The organism is Vibrio genomosp. F10 str. 9ZD137 (assembly GCF_049974785.1).
Lineage (GTDB): Bacteria > Pseudomonadota > Gammaproteobacteria > Enterobacterales > Vibrionaceae > Vibrio.
Window position 1 is genome coordinate 1 of sequence record NZ_JBNGCJ010001055.1, and the last position, 827, is coordinate 827.

1 protein-coding gene and 1 pseudogene are annotated in these 827 nt (G+C 42.1%); both read left to right on the forward strand.

Annotated elements, in window-relative coordinates:
* Window positions 1–158 (forward strand): annotated as a pseudogene (locus ACP45E_RS22325) (tRNA (guanosine(37)-N1)-methyltransferase TrmD); the annotation flags it as partial.
* Between the two features lie 48 nt (window positions 159–206).
* On the forward strand, window positions 207–560 hold the full coding sequence (gene rplS, locus ACP45E_RS22330; protein ID WP_017036649.1) for a 50S ribosomal protein L19: 354 nt from the start codon (window positions 207–209) through the stop codon (window positions 558–560).
* The last annotated feature ends 267 nt before the right edge of the window (window positions 561–827 follow it).

Sequence of the window (827 nt, forward strand, 5' to 3'; positions counted from 1 at the left end):
CGGGTAACCACAAGGACATTCGTCGCTGGCGATTACAACAATCGCTAGGCCGTACTTGGCTTAGAAGACCAGAGCTCTTGGAAAACCTAGCTCTGACTGACGAACAGGAACAATTACTGGCCGAATTTATTAAGGCGTATCGCTCTAGTAAAAAGTAAGCAGTAACCTATTTTATTAAGTATCAGTTTATTCTAGGAATTTAAAAAATGAGTAACATCATCAAGGCTCTTGAAGAAGAGCAACTGAAATCAGACCTACCTAAATTTGCTCCAGGTGACACTGTAGTAGTTCAAGTTAAGGTAAAAGAAGGCGACCGTGAGCGTCTACAGGCTTTCGAAGGCGTTGTAATCGCTATTCGTAACCGTGGTCTACACTCTGCATTTACTGTTCGTAAAATCTCGAACGGTGAAGGTGTTGAGCGTTCATTCCAAACACATTCTCCAATGGTTGATAGCATCGAAGTTAAACGCCGTGGTGCAGTACGTCGTGCCAAGTTGTACTACCTACGTGAGCGTTCTGGTAAGTCAGCTCGTATCCGCGAGAAACTTACTAAGAAGTAATGCTATAACTAGCGTTCTCATAAGAAAAGCGGAGTCCTCATGGGCTCCGTTTTTTTATATTTCCAGTTTGTGTTGGCGACTTTTCTTTCCGCTTTCGTCGTCAGTGCTCATTTATGCTTATAAACACCACACTACCTTCTCAGCAGAAAGAATAATCCCTTCGCTCAAATGTAAAATATCCTCTAGTGAGGGTATTCGAACGTACAAAAAAGGTTGATACAGATAGTACCAACCTTCAAAATTTGTTAGCTGTTAGCTGTTAGCTGT